The sequence below is a fragment of the Sphingomonas jinjuensis genome (assembly GCF_014197105.1).
Taxonomy (GTDB): domain Bacteria; phylum Pseudomonadota; class Alphaproteobacteria; order Sphingomonadales; family Sphingomonadaceae; genus Sphingomonas; species Sphingomonas jinjuensis.
Window position 1 is genome coordinate 132,585 of sequence record NZ_JACIEV010000002.1, and the last position, 13,443, is coordinate 146,027.

18 protein-coding genes are annotated in these 13,443 nt (G+C 66.2%); 1 reads left to right on the top strand and 17 read right to left on the bottom strand.

From position 1 onward, the window contains the following. Window positions 1-35: 35 nt before the first annotated feature. From GGQ80_RS03960 to GGQ80_RS04040, 17 genes are all read right to left on the bottom strand, one after another. On the bottom strand, window positions 36-1,319 hold the full coding sequence (locus GGQ80_RS03960) for a phage major capsid protein (protein ID WP_183982602.1): 1,284 nt from the start codon (window positions 1,317-1,319) through the stop codon (window positions 36-38). Between the two features lie 67 nt (window positions 1,320-1,386). Further along, window positions 1,387-2,004 (bottom strand): HK97 family phage prohead protease, encoded by a 618-nt coding sequence (locus tag GGQ80_RS03965; RefSeq protein ID WP_183982603.1) that lies wholly within the window; start codon window positions 2,002-2,004, stop codon window positions 1,387-1,389. Further along, on the bottom strand, window positions 1,982-3,256 hold the full coding sequence (locus tag GGQ80_RS03970; protein WP_183982604.1) for a phage portal protein: 1,275 nt from the start codon (window positions 3,254-3,256) through the stop codon (window positions 1,982-1,984). The genes GGQ80_RS03965 and GGQ80_RS03970 overlap by 23 nt, the downstream gene beginning before the upstream one ends. After that, window positions 3,253-5,031, bottom strand: a complete 1,779-nt coding sequence (locus GGQ80_RS03975; protein ID WP_343050817.1) for a terminase large subunit — start codon at window positions 5,029-5,031, stop codon at window positions 3,253-3,255. The genes GGQ80_RS03970 and GGQ80_RS03975 overlap by 4 nt, the downstream gene beginning before the upstream one ends. 2 nt (window positions 5,032-5,033) lie before the next feature. Continuing rightward, window positions 5,034-5,525 carry a P27 family phage terminase small subunit gene (locus tag GGQ80_RS03980; protein WP_183982605.1) on the bottom strand — a complete coding sequence of 164 codons (492 nt, stop codon included), beginning with the start codon at window positions 5,523-5,525 and terminating at the stop codon, window positions 5,034-5,036. Window positions 5,526-5,657: 132 nt separating this feature from the next. Next, entirely contained in the window at window positions 5,658-5,984 is a 327-nt protein-coding gene (locus GGQ80_RS03985) for an HNH endonuclease (protein ID WP_183982606.1), read from the bottom strand. Further along, complete coding sequence (locus GGQ80_RS03990; RefSeq protein WP_183982607.1) at window positions 5,984-6,505, bottom strand: host-nuclease inhibitor Gam family protein; 522 nt, start codon at window positions 6,503-6,505, stop codon at window positions 5,984-5,986. Before GGQ80_RS03990 ends, GGQ80_RS03985 begins: the two co-directional genes overlap by 1 nt. After that, window positions 6,502-6,657: a hypothetical protein gene (locus GGQ80_RS03995; RefSeq protein ID WP_183982608.1), complete on the bottom strand. Its 156-nt coding sequence runs from the start codon at window positions 6,655-6,657 to the stop codon at window positions 6,502-6,504. Before GGQ80_RS03995 ends, GGQ80_RS03990 begins: the two co-directional genes overlap by 4 nt. 4 nt (window positions 6,658-6,661) lie before the next feature. Then, window positions 6,662-6,889, bottom strand: a complete 228-nt coding sequence (locus tag GGQ80_RS04000) for a hypothetical protein (protein WP_183982609.1) — start codon at window positions 6,887-6,889, stop codon at window positions 6,662-6,664. Between the two features lie 135 nt (window positions 6,890-7,024). Then, complete coding sequence (locus tag GGQ80_RS04005; protein ID WP_183982610.1) at window positions 7,025-7,675, bottom strand: hypothetical protein; 651 nt, start codon at window positions 7,673-7,675, stop codon at window positions 7,025-7,027. Beyond that, complete coding sequence (locus GGQ80_RS04010; RefSeq protein ID WP_183982611.1) at window positions 7,659-8,054, bottom strand: LexA family transcriptional regulator; 396 nt, start codon at window positions 8,052-8,054, stop codon at window positions 7,659-7,661. Before GGQ80_RS04010 ends, GGQ80_RS04005 begins: the two co-directional genes overlap by 17 nt. A 72-nt stretch (window positions 8,055-8,126) precedes the next feature. Further along, window positions 8,127-8,768 (bottom strand): DUF6236 family protein, encoded by a 642-nt coding sequence (locus GGQ80_RS18885; RefSeq protein WP_183982612.1) that lies wholly within the window; start codon window positions 8,766-8,768, stop codon window positions 8,127-8,129. A gap of 686 nt (window positions 8,769-9,454) precedes the next feature. Then, window positions 9,455-9,886, bottom strand: coding sequence for a hypothetical protein (locus GGQ80_RS04020; RefSeq protein ID WP_183982613.1), 432 nt, complete (start codon window positions 9,884-9,886; stop codon window positions 9,455-9,457). Further along, window positions 9,883-10,296 (bottom strand): thermonuclease family protein, encoded by a 414-nt coding sequence (locus GGQ80_RS04025; protein ID WP_183982936.1) that lies wholly within the window; start codon window positions 10,294-10,296, stop codon window positions 9,883-9,885. Before GGQ80_RS04025 ends, GGQ80_RS04020 begins: the two co-directional genes overlap by 4 nt. A gap of 4 nt (window positions 10,297-10,300) precedes the next feature. Further along, on the bottom strand, window positions 10,301-11,638 hold the full coding sequence (locus tag GGQ80_RS04030) for a hypothetical protein (RefSeq protein WP_183982614.1): 1,338 nt from the start codon (window positions 11,636-11,638) through the stop codon (window positions 10,301-10,303). Next, complete coding sequence (locus GGQ80_RS04035; RefSeq protein ID WP_183982615.1) at window positions 11,635-12,339, bottom strand: tetratricopeptide repeat protein; 705 nt, start codon at window positions 12,337-12,339, stop codon at window positions 11,635-11,637. Before GGQ80_RS04035 ends, GGQ80_RS04030 begins: the two co-directional genes overlap by 4 nt. Window positions 12,340-12,462: 123 nt before the next feature. Beyond that, window positions 12,463-12,963, bottom strand: a complete 501-nt coding sequence (locus tag GGQ80_RS04040) for a helix-turn-helix domain-containing protein (RefSeq protein ID WP_183982616.1) — start codon at window positions 12,961-12,963, stop codon at window positions 12,463-12,465. Window positions 12,964-13,047: 84 nt separating this feature from the next. On the opposite strand from GGQ80_RS04040, the gene GGQ80_RS04045 reads away from it, so the two are divergent. Further along, complete coding sequence (locus GGQ80_RS04045; protein ID WP_183982617.1) at window positions 13,048-13,302, top strand: transcriptional regulator; 255 nt, start codon at window positions 13,048-13,050, stop codon at window positions 13,300-13,302. Window positions 13,303-13,443: the final 141 nt, after the last annotated feature.

Sequence of the window (13,443 nt, forward strand, 5' to 3'; positions counted from 1 at the left end):
GAGGAGGCGGGCCCGGCGGCCCGCCTCCGGGTCGATCAGGCCTGCTTCAGCGCCTTGATCGCGGCGCCGTCGAGCAGGCGGCCGTCGTAGCGGATCAGGCCGGCCATCCCGATCTTGGGCCAGAAGCGCTCGCGCACGGTGCCGATCAGCGGCGAGCCGACCTTGCGGACGGTGTAGCGGCTGAAGTCACCGAACAGGACCGACTTGTTGCCCGTCGCGATCCCCGGCGTGTCGTCGTTGACCGAATAGGGCTTGCCGAGAATGACGTCGGGCGCGTTGGCGCGGATGTCGCCGAGCTGCCAGAGGTAGTTGCCCTGGCCGTCCTTCAGCTTGCGCAGCGCGGCGAGCGAGGTGTCGGCGAACATCCACCGGCACTTGGGGCTGCGGCGATACGCCTGGTTGACCGAGTGCTGCAGGCCGATCAGCTCGTCGCTGGCGATCGCAGTCGCCGAGGCGGCGGTGATGCCGACCGGTGCGGCGACGACGATGCCCTGCGGCTGGCCCGCGCCGGTACCGACGGTCAGCTTGGCGTTGGCACCGCGGCCGAGGCGCTCGCCGAGCTTGCGCGCGATGAACTCCTCGACGTTGAACGCCGAATCCTGGAGCAGCTCGAAGCTGACCTTCAGCCACGGCGTCGCGAAGACGTACGCGCCGATCGTCAGCTGGCCGAACGTCAGATCGCCCGAATTGTCGTCGACCAGGTCCGCGCCCTCGTTGAGCGGCGCCGAGGTGTTGGCGGTGTCGTCGTTGGTCGGCAGATCGTAGGGATTGCCGCCGCTGGTCGTCATCTCGTCGGTGATGCCGGGGTCGTACATTGGACCCCAGTCCTTCATCACCTCGATGATCTTGCCCGCCAGCGTCCGCGGCACGGTGTAGCCGCCCGCCGCCGGCGTGCCCGCCACCTGGGTACGGTTCTCGACGAAGCCGCGGCGCAGCAGCGTGCGCTGCTCGGGCGCGAGCGCGGACACGTCGCCGCCCTCGGCCAGCATCGCCAGGAAGGCGCCGCGATATTCGGCTTGGGCGCGCTCGCCGCCGACGTCGCGGTCGTCGTCGCCGTCGCCGTCGCTGCCGCGGTGCTCGGCGTCGTCGCCGCGCGGGCGCTGGCGCTCGCGGCGCTCCTCGTCCTTGCGCTCGGCGGTCGCCATCCGCTCCTCGCGGGTGATCTTGCCGTCGAGCGCGTCGAGTTCGCCCATGATCGTGTCGTGGCGCGTTTCGAGTTCCGCGGCGCGGGCGTCATCGGTGTTCTTGTTGATCTCGTCGAGCGCCTCGCGGGCCTGCGTCACCAGGCGCCCGCGCTGCTCGTGCAGCTGGGTCAGCATGTCGGGGTGTTCCTCAGTGTCCGCGTCGGGAAAAGCGCCGACGCACGCCTCGGGCGTGGCCCGGTGATCAGTAGAGGCGGCGCGCCGCGTGATCGGTCGCCGCCTTGCGCGCCAGCCGCGCCGAGCCGCCGGCGCGGTCGTGCTCGCGGCGCTCGGCGCGCGCGTGCTCGAGCGACCGCAGCCCGATCTCGGTCTCGGGATATTGCGGAAAGGCGGTGATGGTGACCTCAAGCAGCTCGACCTCCTCGAGCGTGCGGCGAACCGGCTCGACCGTCTCGTCCCACACCTGCCGGCGCGCGATGAAGCCGAACGACATGCCCTTCACGTCGCCGCGCGCGATCAACACCGCCAGGTCGCGCCCGTCGGTCGTGTCGGGCAGGTCGATCTCGACCGCCAGGCCGCGCTCGTCCTCCGCCAGCCGCATCGTGCCGGCGCCGGTGCGGCCGAGCACGCGATCGGTCTGGTGGCTGTAGAGCGCCAGCACGTCGGCCGAACGCAGCGTCGCGGTAAAGGCGCCCGGCGCGATCGTCTCGACCCAGCAGCCGCCGATGTCGGTCTGGGTGTCGAAGACCGCGGCGTAGCCCCGCACGGTGCGGCCATTGGCGCCCGTCGCCAGTTCGCGCACCTCGAGCGGCCGATCGAGGACGCGACGCTCGCGGCCGTCAGGCTGCTTGGGTTTCGGCATCAGCCAGGTCCTTCGTGTCTTCGGTGGCAGGTTCCACCGGCGCGGGCTCCACCGGCTGGCTGCCCAGGGGTACCGTGGCGCCCTGGATGTAGAGCGTGTCGCCGTCGGGCAGCGGCGGCCGATCCTCGAGCGCCCGCGCCTCGTTGGGCGTGATCTGCGCGGTCTGGATCTGGCGCGCGATGCCCTCGACCCGGCTCTTGAAGTCGCCGCGCTGCAGGCCCTCGAGGTTGTGCTTGATCTCGCGCGCGCGCCGGCGCTGGCCGAACAGCTTCAGGTTGAGCTGCTGCTCGAAGATCACCGCCCAGTGGACGACCAGGTGCTTCACCAGCTGCAGGTCCTGCTGCTCGGTGTTGGAAAAGGTGCCCTTCGACAGGTCCTGGAGGAACACCGGCGGCAAGCCATAGAGCCGAGCGATCTCCTGGATCTGGAACAGCCGCGCCTCGGTCATCTGGCCCTTGTCGGGATCGATCCCGACGGGCTTGAGCGAATGGCCGGGAGGCATTCCGAAGAACGCGCGACCCGCCTTGCGCGCCAGCTCGATCGCGCGTTGGATCTGCTCGGTCGCGCGCTTGAACGCGTCGGGACCTTGCGGCAGCGGCCCTTCCAGCGCCATCGGCGGGATGCCGCCACCGGCGAAGAAGCCCGCCGCGAAATCGTTCATCGCGATCGCGAGGCCGATCGACTTCCGGCCGACGTGAATCGGGCCGTACGCCGCCAGCTGATCGGGACGCAGCGCAAAGGTGACGTCGATGACGTCGGCGGCCGGATATTCGTTCGCGCCGATCCGGTAGTAACGGCGACCGCCGCGTCGCCCGACGGTCGTCTGGTTCGGGTCCATCGGCCAGATCGCCACCGGGCGAACGCCGCGGCGCTCGATCCAGCTGACGCCGCGTCCGCCCGTGAAAACCCCCTGCCACATGTACCGGCGCCAGTCGGCGCTGGTCCATTCGTCGTTGGGCGCCTCGTTGAGCAGCATCTGCAGCTCGCCGTCGACGCGCTTGGCCTCGCCGGCCGCGCTGCGGTAAGCGTGCAGCGGCAGCGTCGCCATCATTCGCGACAGGAAGTTCACGGCGTCGAAGACCGCCGGTACCTCGAGCGCCGTCTCGACCGTGACGCGGGGAAGATCGACGCGACCGCCGCCGGCGACGCCCAGAAACGACGCCCACTCGTCCCACGAGGCGGCGCTGGCGATCTCGCCCGGCCGCTCCATCGAACGCTGCTCGCGCTCGCCGCCGAAGGGCCACAGCCTCATGCGGCCTGGACCATGTCGAAGTCGGGATCGTCCCAGGGGGAAGTCGGCATCTCTTCTTCCTCCTTGGCCAGCGCGACGGCGAGCGCCGCGATCAGCGCGACCGGGTTGTCGATCTTCGCTTCCGCGCGGGGCTTGCGCGGATAAACATTGTCCTTGGCATCGGCCTGGGCGACGACGTTGTTCATCTCCCACTCCATCACCGGGCAGCCCGCGTGACGGATCAGCTGCGCCTTGGTGAAGGCGTCGAGCTGTTTCATGGGATCGGAGAAGTTGAGCACCATCGGCCGCACCTCGATGACGGGCGCGCCCTTCTTCACCAGGCGGTTGATCAGCATCGTCGCCTGGGCCGGGTCGTAGGCAATCTGCTCGACGTCGAAGATGTCGCGCGCCTCGTCGATCGCCAGCTCGATCTCTTCGAAGTCGGTGATGTTGCCGATGCTGACGTCGAGCAGACCCTGCTGGTCCCAACCCTGATAGGCGCTGGTGTCCTCGACCGCTTTGCTCGGCAGGAAATAGCGGCCCAGCCGGATGAACGGGTCGTCGGCGGTCGGCCGGTCGCCGAGCGGCAGGATCAGATATTCGAGCGCGGCGATGTCGACCTTCGACGCCAGGTCGAGGCTTAGGATCGCGCGACGACCAGCGAAGCGCTCGAGCGCCGCCGCCTCGGCGAACAGCACCGGGATTGCCGGATCGGCGCACCGGCGCCACGCCTCGATGTCGAAATAGGCCGCCTTCGCCGCGACCCACAGGTTGAGATGCTTGGTCTTGAAGATGCCGCGCTTGCGCGGCGTGTTGATCGCGTCGCGCTGGCGGGCGAGCAGGTAATCGAGGCCGACCGAGATCCCGATGTTGGGATTGGCCTTGCGAAGCGCCGCCTCGCTCTTCCAGTCGTCATCCTCGTCGATCGAATATTCGGCAAAGAAGGTATCGTCGTCGATCGGCGGGCCGCCGTTGTGACCGATGCCGTCGAGCCGCTCGCGCTGCTCGAGGATCATCGCGTAGCACGGCCCGGCCAAGTTCTCGCCGGCGGTGGTGATCAGCAGCTGCAGCGGCTGGTCGCGCGCGCCCATGCCGGTGATCATCGTGTCGACTTGCGCGTCGTCGGCGTGCTCGTGGTATTCGTCGTGGATCGAGCAGCTCGGCGACTGGCCGTCGCCAGGATCGCCGATGATCGTTTCCATCCGCGACCCGTCGTCGGGACGGTGCAGCTGCTTGGCGAGCAGCTCGATCCCGAACTTGGCGCGCAGCGCCGGCAGGCGTTGGACCATCAGCCTGGCGGGGCGAAACACCTCCCACGCCTGCTTCTCGTTGGTCGCACCCGAATAGACTTCGGCGCCGAACTCGTCGTCGGCGCACAGCATGTAGAGCGCGATGCCCGAAGCGATCGCCGATTTGCCGTTCTTGCGCGGCACGACGAGCATCCACCGCCGGAAGCGGCGGGTGCCCTGCTGCGTCCCTGCCTTGTGCAGCCATCCGAAGACGACGCAGATGTTCCAGATTTGCCAGGGCTGGAGGACGAGCTTCTTCTTCTGGCGTGCCCATGGCCCCTTGGTGTGCGGCAGCAGTTCGATGAACCGGCAGGGCCTGCTCGCCCGCGCCTCGTCGAAACGGTACGGAAACTCGTCGCCGGCCGCCGTCACCAGCTCGGCGAGGAAGCGCTTGCACTGCAGCCGGATCTGCTTGCCGGCGAGGATCTTCCCGCTGACGACGTCGGCGGCGTACTGGCGCGCGATCGCGGGATAGTCCCGCGCCGGCAAGCCGGGAAGGGTCGACACGGCTAGAAGTCGCCGAACTCGTTCACCGGCTCCTTCTTGCCGCTCGCGAGCTTCAGCGCGGCCGACGGCGACAGCATCAAGTCGCCCAGCAGCGACTGTGCGTGGCGCATCGCCTCCGACAGCATCGCGACCTCGGGCCGCGCCCGGATCATCTCGGTCACCACCTTCTCACCGTCGACGCGCTTCACCGTCGTGCTGGTGCAGGTGTCGCCGGTGATTTCCAGGACCGCCTGCCAGCGCTGGATCTGCTCGAAGCGCTGCGCCAGCAGCGCCGTGATCTGGGTGAACGCCGGATCGGCCCGCCCCTGCGCCGCCAGCAGATCGGCGATCTCGCGAAACATCAGCTGCGCGTAATCGGACAGGTGGATCGGCGCGACCATCATCGCGCTCGGATGCCCGGCGACCGCGATCTCCTTGCGCGCCGCAGCCGTCAGCCCCAGCGCCGGATCCCGCCTCTTGGGCCCCGCGCCTGGCCGGGCTCCACCGCTCGCCATGGCCATGTCTCCCGGGCGCACATTTTAGGTTTGAATAAGCCCGCACGAAAATTTGGTTCAGCAGCGGTGTCCGGGGGTCGGCCGCGCCAGGGATGGACCCTCCCCCTCCCCGCCGGCCCCGATCGGCGCCGATCAGGCCGCGTCGGGCTTGCCACCGCGCCGGCGCTCGGCATCCTCGCGTCGCGTCTTCGCTCGGTGGCAGGGGCCGCACAGGCCCTGCTTGTTCGATCGGGTGTCGCTGCCGCCCTCGGCCAGCGGGACGATGTGGTCGACCTCCTCGGTCGAGGTCTCGATTCCTCGCGCCAGGCAGGTCCTGCAGAGAGGCTCCTCGGCCACCACCTGGGCTCGCTCGCGCTGCCCGGCCCGGCCGCGCTTGCGGCGGTCGGGCGCACTGATCGCCGGCGCCCACTTCGCACGCGACGGCTTGAGCCCGCCCAGCGCGGGCGGCTGCCAGGCCATCAGCCGGCGATCGTGCCGTCCTGCTTGGCCCGGCCCACGAAGAAGACGTCAGCCCCACTCGCCAGGTCGAAGCCCATCACCCGCAGCCTGTCGCCATGCGTCTTGTGGTCGAGCCCGCCTCGCACCGCCGCCTTGTCGACGGCATAGGTCACCCGGATGTAGGGCTTCGCCCACGCACCAGCCGCCTGCAGCTTGGCCAGCCCATCGTCGGCCACGTCACCAGGCAATGCCAGCCGACGCGCAGCCACCTTGGTCCCGATGTCGCACCCGCCGAGTAGCGCCGACTTGCGCTTGCCCGTCAGCACCTCGCCCTTGTTGCGCGCCCACCAGGGCTCGACCACCGTCACCAGCGCCGCTCGCTCGGCAAGCGGATCCACCAGCAGCGCATCGGCCGTGGCGTTGATCTGCGCGATCGCCTCGGCCCGGTTCTCCTCGATCCGGGCGACGTCGCGATCGAGCACCGCGATCCGCTCCAGGACCGGCACCGCGGCTTCCACCGCGGCGTTGACGCGCAGCTTCATGCCGAGGCCTTTCCGGCAAGGCGAAGCGACGCGATCGTCGCTTCCTGGGCGCGCATCGTGGCGACGATCGCCGCCATCTGGTCGCGCTCGACGACCATCCGGTCGCCGGCCGCCTCGCTGACGGCCGCTTCGAGGTCGTTGAGGTCGATCATTCAGTCACCACGCTGCGCAAAGCCCGTCCGCGCTGATCCAGAGCGGCGGGCGTGAAGGGGGGCGCGACACCCGCCCGCGCACGGCCTGGCGAAGCCTGTCGGCCAGCCGATCAGCCCGTTCGGCGATGTCGCCGTGTTCGCGTTGAGCGCCTCGACCCAGCTCGCCCTCGATGCCCTCGATCTCGTCCGATAAGGCGCGCAGATCAGCGGCGACTGAGGAAGCCTGGGTCATGCGGCTGCTCCGAAAAACACCGAAGCCCGCTCGCCCAGGGGGTGGGGCGGCGGGCTTCAGACGCAGGTGTCGCGGGGTCGATTTGCCGTTTGGCTGACCGTTTTTCGACGTGCCCTTGCGGGAACGTTCCCGCAATTACACGGGTCGCGGCCTCGGCCGGCCACGCAGCAGGATCCACAGCTCGAGCGCATCGACCAGCAGCACTCGCGCCCGCCGATCGCTGACCCGGTGGCTGCGCGCCGCGATCGTCAGCCCGACGTCGGCGACGATGATGTCGACCACCAGCGCGAACCGCTCCACCGATCGCCGCCACTCGTCGTAGCGCAGCTCGCGGATCGCGCCTGCGCTGAGCACGTCACCCGCCAGCTCGGGACGAAAGCTGCAGTCGACGCGATCGAACGCGAACGACGACTTGATCCCCACGTGGTTGCAGATCGCCTCATAGGTCTCGGCGATGTCGAGCGCGGCGATCAGCTGCTCCGACGTGACGGTGCCGCTGGCGTGGAGCCGGGCGAGCGAGCCCGCGCGCTTGCGGGCGCGATCGGCGTGGTACACGGTCTGCGCCGTCCCGCGCCCGCCGCCCCATTCCTCGCGCAGCTGCACCTGCTCCTCGATGCCGGGCAGCAGCCGCGTCGAGGCGAGCTGCAGCTCGTGCCGGCGCGCCTTCCATTCGCTCTTCGAGATGCCCCTGGGCCGGGTGCACGCCGAGGGCTTCGGCCGAGGCTGCTCGAGCACCAGGTGGTGGAAGCGTTGCCGCTCGCGTTCGACGCTATCGATCTTGTCCATGGTCCCCCGGCTCGTTGGCCGAGGGCAAATACTTGAGCGCGCGAAGCCGCGGCAGGTGTTCATCCGGGAACGGCTCGGGCGCGTGCGGCGGCGCCCCGTTCACGCCCCAGCCGAGGTGGTCGAGGATCTCGCCGAGCAGCTCACGGCTGCGCGTCACGTCACGGACGACAATCCCGCGCTGCACCCCGCGCCGCCGCTCGATGATCCCGGCCTTCTCGAGCTGGGCGAGCAGCACCTTTACCCGGGTGACACTAACCTTCAGCTCGCACGAGATCTCGAGCAGGCTGGGACTGCGCCGATCGCGCACCAGCCTCTCCATGATGAACGCCAGCGCCTGATCCCTGCGCCGCGGCGCAGGGACGACGACCCGATGCTCCACGCTGCCATATTCCCCCCGGAAGAGCGAACATAGGGTGAATGGGGAGCTAGAGCTAGCGTCGCTACGCAGGTATCATTCGGGCATCCAGGGGAGCTCCCGATGGAATTCAGTCAGCACCTGAAACGGAACCGGGGTGGCCGATTGCCCTCTGAATGCCGCGCCAACCATCGATGTGACAAAGCTCGTCACCGCACCGGCTACGATCTGATGTTTTTCGGAGCCTGTTGCCCAGCCGCTGACAGCCTGCTCGCCCGCCGACTGCAGAGCAGACGAGATGTTCGCTCGCAGCGAGGTAAGCACCGCCTTGAACCCCCGCTCACCCAACACCCTTTTATAGGCCTCAACCTTCGATAGAAAGTCCTGCATTTCTGCGGCTTTGAGGAAATCTGATCCCTCGGTAATGCGGTCGTAGAGGCGGATCAGGTTTATCCGCAGCTCACGCAATTCGTCGCGCCTGTCCTCCCGGAATCGAAGTATGTCATCCAGCGGAACAGTGCCTTCTGGCATGGGCAGAATTTTCGCAAGTTCAATGACGGTCCCATTGCCGTCGATCAGATGGTCGTTGGAAAGGCGCGGTGATTGCAGGCCTGCAGCCAGCGTCCATCTATTTGGCTCACTCCTTTGCAGCGCATCGAACAGGGTCGCGCGAGCAACCGTCAGACGCTCCGTGTCATCCTGATTGTAATAGACCTGATGGAAATGCTCCAATTCCATGATTGGTGAAACCATCATAGACTTGGTAAGTGGCGATTCGAACCGCCGTGCGATCCCCTCTCCGATAAGAAGCTGTATCTCTGGATCGCGCTCGTAGAAGTCGTTAGGCGCCTCAGGTAGATGGATCTTATCCCAAATGAGCAAAGACTGATATAGCTCGAGACGGCTCGGACGAGTCTTCCCGTGTGTCTGAACTGGCTGGACCTGACCCGGGTTGGAGGGATCAGCCCAGGAGATAATTTCACACGGAGATGATAGCACAACGCCCATCTCACCGTCACTCAACGGCTCGCCGACAGATTTAACGTTGCGCTCGACTGGCAGTGAGTATGCACTGCCTCCAGGCAAACCCGGTAACGGCCCTGACGTCATCTTGATTGTCCTAAGTGCGGTTAAATCGCTTAGTAGAGAAGATCTTTCGATACCTCAATTCGCATACGCGCGGCGGGGATTCCCTGTCTTCGGCCTGCAGCGTCCGAATAGGATCAACGCCGACCTCAACGGAAGATTACGCATCCAGTCAGGCCGAAGCCTAGTCGAGCGTCACGTATATTCAACCCGGGCACCTTCCGCCGATCCTTGCAGGGCGGCGGAGGTACCCTCCGCCGCCGCATCACCAAACGCGTGAATTGCCTCAGGCTTTTCGCGCCGTCGAGACGACCATACCCGCCGCCTACCCGCAGCCATCATGGGGGATTGTCCGAGCTTTGCCGCGACATACCCAAGGGCGTTTGCTGTCGGCCAGCCAACAGCTTCTGCTCCCGCTGCAGAAACACCCTGCTGTGTCGCAGCTCGATGATACGAGTCACCGGCTTCGGTAGGTCGACGTCGATCGGCGGCACGTGCTCTCGATTGTCGAACCTCAGCCAGACCTCGTCGGCGCGCTCGATGGTCCGCGCGATCTGCGTTCCGCGATTGTATGCAAGGTATCCCATCGTCGCCGCGATCACGGCGGCCATGGCGGCCGCGCCGTCGTTTTTCGTAGCCACCGCGACCATAAGACCACCGAGCGCGGTACACATGATCGACAACGCGTAAAGGATGATCGCTCGCTGATCCCGCGCTCGCGCATCTAGCAAGCTGTAGATCGCGGTGTCCGTCATCGACTTGTCGCTCATCGCCTACAAACCTCTAGGCCGTGATAGGATCGCCACCGCAGCGCCACGCCGGCGCGCAGCTGGGCGCAAGAAAGGTCACCGGTCGGCGCCTGGCACCAAGCGACGACCCGTCGATAGCTCATCGGCCCCGCCGGCCGACACCGCAGCCGCGGCCCGGCCACCAGGACGTGACCGTCGGCCGTTCGCCCCCTGCCCCCGCCCAGCATCGCTACCAGCCGATCGCGCGCCTCGATGCCGCTCGCCTTGGGGCAAGGCTGCCGTCGCCGGCAGCGGCCGTCGATCTCGCGCGCCGCGATCCCCGCCAGCCGGATGCGAGGCCCTTCCGCGCACCAGATCGGCCCGTCCCCGTCCCACACCCGCGTCGGCGTGCAGGTGATCGCCGTCGCGGAAAGCAACGCCACGCCGATCATCTGTTCACTCGGCAACGTCCTTCTCTATGTCCTTCCGGGCCTTCTTCAGGCCGCCTTTGTCGATGTCGACCGACACGCCATCCGTGCCGATCTTCACCGCAGCCGCACGGCCGAGCAGATGCCCGAGCGTTGATCCGATCTGATCGTCGCTGCCTCCGTCGTCCTGATGGCTGGACGAGAACAGCCCTCTTGAGAACCGCTCGACCATGAGTTCGGGAAGCCCGAACTCGCCGTTCTTCCGACCCTCCAATTCACCCTCGACTAAGAAGCCGGCGCGTTCTGTATCCAGACGGAAGCGGTGTAGCTCGTTCTCCCAGCGACTGATCTGCTGGTAACGCGAGGTCGCGACACGGAGGATGTACCAAACCAGCGCGCCAGCGCCGAGCGTTTGCACTGCGATGCGCAGCTGTGTGAACAGAAGGTCACGCGTGAGATTGTTGACCTGAATGCTCTTCACCGCCGGCGCCCCTTCGCCGCTGGCGATTGCAGCGATCGTCGCATTGGTCGACGCGAGGAACCGCTGCTCGAACCAAATCAAAGCGACGACTACTACTATCGCTACCGCAGCGATCGCGATCGGCAGAAAGAATGGTTTAGCCGATCGGGCCAGGAGGTTGCCGTCTAATCCAGTGTCCGAAAGGTTAGCCATCTGCGATTGAAGCGCGCGACGAACGTGGGTGTTCGAACGATCGTCGACCCCTTGCAACCGCACATTCAATTGGCTCTCTCGCTCAGCCAGCGCTTTCATCGCATTTTCGTGCTCTCTGACAAGCTCAGCGGTTTTGCGCTCCAGCGCTGCTGACGCTTGATCTTCGAGTTGGCCGCGGTAGCCATCGAGATCGCGCTGTCGTTCCGCGGTATGCTCTACGACCCTGCCGGCAGCCGCCGCGACCTGCGCCAGCAACTTCTGAGTGACGTCCACGGGTGGCCTTGGATCGGAATTGAGCTCAGGCGGCCCCAGTTCCAACTCAGCTGCGATCGCCGCGAGGATTGCCTCACGATGATATCTCGGCCCCTCGATCTTGAGACCATCAACGAAGGGTGCTGGCGCACGATGCCATCGTGTACCGATATTCGGCATAGCAAACCACGTCTCGGCGCGGTGAAACTCGAAAACAAAAGAATTGGACTGATCTTTGATAGACAGGTTTTCGATGTAGTAAGTTGCCTCCGTGTAGGTTGACCTTCCTTCCCAGTTGGCCCCATCGTTCGGTCCGATCGAAATGTTTTCATCTTGCGCCGTAAAGGTGACAAGCGTCGCCGGATCGATCTCCCTGATGGCATCGACCAGCTGCAATAGCGCGCCATCGCTGGCGCGCTGAATCTCGTAAGCGACGCTCATGACCCGGACTTCGCCACTGCGCCGGCGATCGCGGCGAAGATCAGCACGATGAACAGCACGATGTAGCCCACCTGATCGGACTCAGCCTTGGCCTGCTCCTTGTCGGCCTCCGTCCGCAATGCGAGCGCCGGCCTCTGGTAGGAAGGATCCATCGTCTGGATCTCGGCCACCGCCTCGTCCAATCGCTCCCGCAGGATCGGCGCCAGCTCGCCGATGCCGCCAAGGTCGAGCAGTTGCCGGCAAATCAGCACCGTCACGTCGAGCACGTGGCGATTGAGCGGATCCCACGCATGAGCTTGCTGAAGCGCGTCGCTCAGCACCGCCGACGTGCGGACATAGGTTTCGCGCACCCCCGCGACCGCGGCATGGTCGACGTAGTGTTGCCGCGCCATTCCATAGATCGCGTCGCAAATCTTGCCCAGCTCGTTGGCAGCAGCAGCCGCCGCCGTCGACTTGTCGTCGTCGGACGCGCTACCGATAGCGTTGCCGTACGCGACCAGCGATTCGTTGACCCGCAGCTGCGCGATTGATGAGAGCCACCCCGCGGCAGTCCCCTTCCCCAACCACGCCTCGCTACAGCCAGGATCAACCTCTAGCACCCTGTTGTAGTAGGCAATCGCCTCTTCATTGTTGCCCGCCAGAACTGCCGTCCTCGCCATTCCTAGCAAGTTCTGGATGTTACCCCCACGATCATCACTCATTAAGACCCCCCGTCAATTAAGGGTCACCCTAAAGACGAGTCGCTCGGGAGGCTACCCGATTCATGAACACCAGGGTTTTGATGGATAGCCCTGCGTGCCATCTGGCTTGCAGGGTCTGCGAAGTCAGTTGCGCTGTGCTTGTGGGCGCTGTTCACCGTCGGTGGAGCGATCTTCGCCAGGCGAGGATTGCCCATCGGCGTCATCATTCTCAACGTAGCGAAGCCGACCTTTTATCTGCCCAAGCCCGGTGGGCAGCAGCGTGGCAAGCTCATCAGCTAGCTCGTCCGTCGTCAGCTTCAGCCCCTCGACCGACAGCAGAAGACCCCGGAACATCGCCGCCAGCGCCGGCTGGCTGGGCAGCACGACGGGCAGGCTGACGATCTGCGTCGTCGGCGCCGGCGGCGGCGGCGGCGCGTTGGCGTCTGGATCGTCGGTCAGACCTTCAAGGTAATCGGGCGTCGTATGCAAAATGCGCGCGATCTTATGCAGATGCGTCGATGAGCGAGAACGTCCGGTGATCAATCCGGCGATGGCCCCCTGCGTCATCGGCACCCGGCGTGCCAGTTCCGACTGGCTCATGCCGAGCGCATCTAGCCGTTCCCTGATCCGCTGACCGATGATCATCGGCGAAGGTCTATCGGATTACCAATAGCGGCATACCGCAATCTGCCGCTTGACCGATCTATTGGAATTCCTTTAGCTCGTATCATGGGCATTGAGACACAGCTTGATTCTCCGCTCGCGAGAGCGGTCCGGCTTGCCGGATCGCAATCGGCGTTCGCCAGGCTGGTCGGGCGCAGCCAAGCAACTGTCTACACTTGGCTTTCCCAGGGTAAGCTGCTGCCGGCCGAGCTGGTGCTCGCGGTGGAAGCCGCCACCGGCGTCTCCCGCAACGACCTTCGCCCCGACCTCTACCCCCGCGAATCGGCGGCCTCGACCGCCGGCCTCGAGGTCGCGCGATGACCCTTCACCCGAATCGCAGCCGCACGGGCGGCGATCGCCGGCGGCATCTCGTTGTGATGGCGTTGTCGCCGGCGCCAACCTTCCCCCCTCCCTGCCGCTCGCAGACCGGCCGGGCTCCGCACCTGTGCACCGGACGGAGGA

What these genes read in the sequence shown, in the direction of transcription:
- GGQ80_RS04025 (WP_183982936.1), bottom strand. Translation starts at nt 10,296, where the DNA reads ATGATCGGCGTGGCGTTGCTTTCCGCGACGGCGATCACCTGCACGCCG.
- GGQ80_RS03990 (WP_183982607.1), bottom strand. Translation starts at nt 6,505, where the DNA reads ATGAAGCTGCGCGTCAACGCCGCGGTGGAAGCCGCGGTGCCGGTCCTG.
- GGQ80_RS04045 (WP_183982617.1), top strand. Translation starts at nt 13,048, where the DNA reads ATGGGCATTGAGACACAGCTTGATTCTCCGCTCGCGAGAGCGGTCCGG.
- GGQ80_RS03995 (WP_183982608.1), bottom strand. Translation starts at nt 6,657, where the DNA reads ATGATCGACCTCAACGACCTCGAAGCGGCCGTCAGCGAGGCGGCCGGC.
- GGQ80_RS04030 (WP_183982614.1), bottom strand. Translation starts at nt 11,638, where the DNA reads ATGAGCGTCGCTTACGAGATTCAGCGCGCCAGCGATGGCGCGCTATTG.
- GGQ80_RS04020 (WP_183982613.1), bottom strand. Translation starts at nt 9,886, where the DNA reads ATGAGCGACAAGTCGATGACGGACACCGCGATCTACAGCTTGCTAGAT.
- GGQ80_RS04035 (WP_183982615.1), bottom strand. Translation starts at nt 12,339, where the DNA reads ATGAGTGATGATCGTGGGGGTAACATCCAGAACTTGCTAGGAATGGCG.
- GGQ80_RS03960 (WP_183982602.1), bottom strand. Translation starts at nt 1,319, where the DNA reads ATGCTGACCCAGCTGCACGAGCAGCGCGGGCGCCTGGTGACGCAGGCC.
- GGQ80_RS03985 (WP_183982606.1), bottom strand. Translation starts at nt 5,984, where the DNA reads ATGGCCTGGCAGCCGCCCGCGCTGGGCGGGCTCAAGCCGTCGCGTGCG.
- GGQ80_RS03970 (WP_183982604.1), bottom strand. Translation starts at nt 3,256, where the DNA reads ATGAGGCTGTGGCCCTTCGGCGGCGAGCGCGAGCAGCGTTCGATGGAG.
- GGQ80_RS03980 (WP_183982605.1), bottom strand. Translation starts at nt 5,525, where the DNA reads ATGGCGAGCGGTGGAGCCCGGCCAGGCGCGGGGCCCAAGAGGCGGGAT.
- GGQ80_RS18885 (WP_183982612.1), bottom strand. Translation starts at nt 8,768, where the DNA reads ATGGAATTGGAGCATTTCCATCAGGTCTATTACAATCAGGATGACACG.
- GGQ80_RS04005 (WP_183982610.1), bottom strand. Translation starts at nt 7,675, where the DNA reads ATGGACAAGATCGATAGCGTCGAACGCGAGCGGCAACGCTTCCACCAC.
- GGQ80_RS03965 (WP_183982603.1), bottom strand. Translation starts at nt 2,004, where the DNA reads ATGCCGAAACCCAAGCAGCCTGACGGCCGCGAGCGTCGCGTCCTCGAT.
- GGQ80_RS04040 (WP_183982616.1), bottom strand. Translation starts at nt 12,963, where the DNA reads ATGATCATCGGTCAGCGGATCAGGGAACGGCTAGATGCGCTCGGCATG.
- GGQ80_RS04000 (WP_183982609.1), bottom strand. Translation starts at nt 6,889, where the DNA reads ATGACCCAGGCTTCCTCAGTCGCCGCTGATCTGCGCGCCTTATCGGAC.